The sequence below is a fragment of the Streptomyces sp. NRRL WC-3549 genome, assembly GCF_000721935.1.
Lineage (GTDB): Bacteria > Actinomycetota > Actinomycetes > Streptomycetales > Streptomycetaceae > Streptomyces.
On the sequence record NZ_KL585394.1, the window covers coordinates 348,069 to 349,139 of the forward strand.

A 1,071-nucleotide genomic window follows, 5' to 3' on the forward strand; every position below is an offset into this window, starting at 1 on the left:
CCGACCGCGCCGCCGCCTCGGCGCCGGCCCTGAACCGTGCGCGGGCCGCGGCCTCCTGCAGTCTCAAGGGCGCCCAGGCCAGCACCGGACCCCACGGGCGCCCCCGCGCCGCCCACACCCCCGCCCCGGTCGCGGCCACCACGACGACGGCGAGCGGGAAGCCGAGCGAGGCCCGCTCCGCAGGCATCCCGCTGTCCCGCGCGTAAGCCGCCGCCCCCACCACCACCAGCAGGTAACCGGCGGCCACCGCACAGCAGACGCCCACCGCCGCATGCCGGCCGGCCTCCTGCCCGCCGGACTCCGTGGAGTCCCGGCCCGCCCGGTAGGCCAGCCACACGGGCCCCACGGTGAGCAGCAGCGGAACGATCGCCACGGGGGCCGGGTGGCCGCCCGACGTGGTCGTCCTGACCAGTTCCGCGCCGTGTGCCAGCAGCCACAGCCCCGTCGCGACGTGCAGGGCTCCGGCCGGACCGCTGTCGGGGGACGAGGAGCTGATCCACAACACCATGACCAGGACCGTGATCGCGGCCAGTCCCAGGCACGCGGCGAACGTACCGCGTACGAAGGCGGAGGCCAGCACGGCGGACCTGTTCCGCTCTGCCGACAACATCGGGCTGCGCTCGGTCACTTGGGTCACCCTGGCCATGCTGCCAACGACACGCGCTTATTCCGTGTAACGGGCGAACGGCCGTGGTGTCGCCCAATATACGTTTATGTACTTTTTCACCCATTGCAGTGTTGGCGGAGGACGGACATGAAGCGCAGGACCACCGGACCCGCCGCCACGCCCCCGCTGCCCTCGCCGAAGGAGCGCCGCAGGCTGCGCGAGGCAAGGGAACTGAGTGAGGAACAGGTCGCGACGGCCGTGGGGGTCACGCCGGCCACCGTCCGCGCCTGGGAGACGGGCCGGACCGATCCACGGGGCCGCCGGAGGGTGGCGTACGCCAGGATCATCAGCTCGGCCGACCCGCGGGCCGCAGCGGGCAGAGCCGCGACCGTGACTCCGACCGGGGCGGAGGTGAGGGCCGCGGCCGGTACCGGTGCGCCCGCGGGCCCGACCGGGGCGGAGGT

General features: G+C 74.3%; 2 protein-coding genes. One reads left to right on the plus strand and one right to left on the minus strand.

Translation table 11 applies throughout. The features are described from left to right. On the minus strand, positions 1-646 hold a 646-nt coding region (locus tag IH13_RS0112365; RefSeq protein ID WP_037841150.1), incomplete at its 3' end, for a cell division protein PerM. 108 nt (positions 647-754) lie between these two features. Between IH13_RS0112365 and IH13_RS46060 the strand changes: the two genes are divergently transcribed. Next, positions 755-1,071: helix-turn-helix domain-containing protein (locus IH13_RS46060; RefSeq protein ID WP_037841152.1), on the plus strand; the 317-nt coding region annotated here is incomplete at its 3' end.